At 45.4% G+C, this 942-nt stretch carries 1 protein-coding gene; it reads right to left on the bottom strand.

Annotated elements, in window-relative coordinates; genetic code table 11:
• Window positions 1-48: 48 nt before the first annotated feature.
• On the bottom strand, window positions 49-942 hold an 894-nt coding region (locus AC1DPZ_RS28035), incomplete at its 5' end, for a glycoside hydrolase family 3 N-terminal domain-containing protein (protein ID WP_477409716.1).

Raw genomic sequence — 942 nt, 5'->3', positions numbered from 1 at the left:
GCTTGGCACCTTATAATGACTGGATTATAAGTAGATATAGTACGGTTATTACAACCCTATCCCCGTCCCGGTAGGGAAAAACACATTTACGCTTACGGGCAGTTTACCGGTTGGTTTTAAATTGCCGGTTAGTACTTTTACTACAGATTTTTGCAGTTCGGGGCTGTTTTGGTAGCATACCATGAGGGCGTTACTATTTTCGATGCCGGGCAGGCCTGCTATGGTATAGGCATTGGCAAATACACTCATCACGGTATTTGGGCGCCCGGCCAGCTCGGCTATCATAAGTTTTACGTCGCTGGTATAATCCAGCTTACTTTGCGGGCGCAGGCGGGTATCATGCACGCCCGCTATTACCTGCTGGTATTGGCCCAATAAACCCAATATGTTTTTAAGTTCGATGGCGGGGGTATTTTTATCAACCATAAATAATTTACTGTTCGGGAAGTTTTTAGCTGCTTCCTGCTGAAAAACGGTAGGCGATGAAACACCGATACTTAAAATGGCTGTTTTAAAAAATGGATTGAGCTTTAAGGTTGATGCATCACCCTTTAATACAGTTACCGCCGCGTCGCTTAATTGCTGCACCAGCTCTTTAGCAGCCGGCCCATTAAGGTCTTCGCCAAGGTTTACCGGCGATACCTCCTGGTAATTATTAAGCCCGGCCCAGTATTTGGCAGCTAATACCTTTTTTACCCGGGCTTTAAACTCTTCTTTGCTTACCTTTTCCTTACGCACCGCCTTGCGGATAAGCTTGATGGCGCGTTTGGAGTCTTCGGACAATTCGATAATATCGTTACCTGCAATAAAGGCCCTTAAATCGGCTTCTCCGTCGGGGAAGTATTTTGTAACACCCTTCATTTCCATAGCATCAGATACTACCAATCCTTTAAACCTCAGCGAATCTTTTAAAACACCGGTAATGATAGGGCGCGAAAGGGT

The organism is Mucilaginibacter sp. P4_G9 (assembly GCF_056400985.1).
The sequence above is the reverse complement of the archived record's forward strand: the minus strand, read 5'-3'. Positions and strand labels throughout refer to the sequence as shown.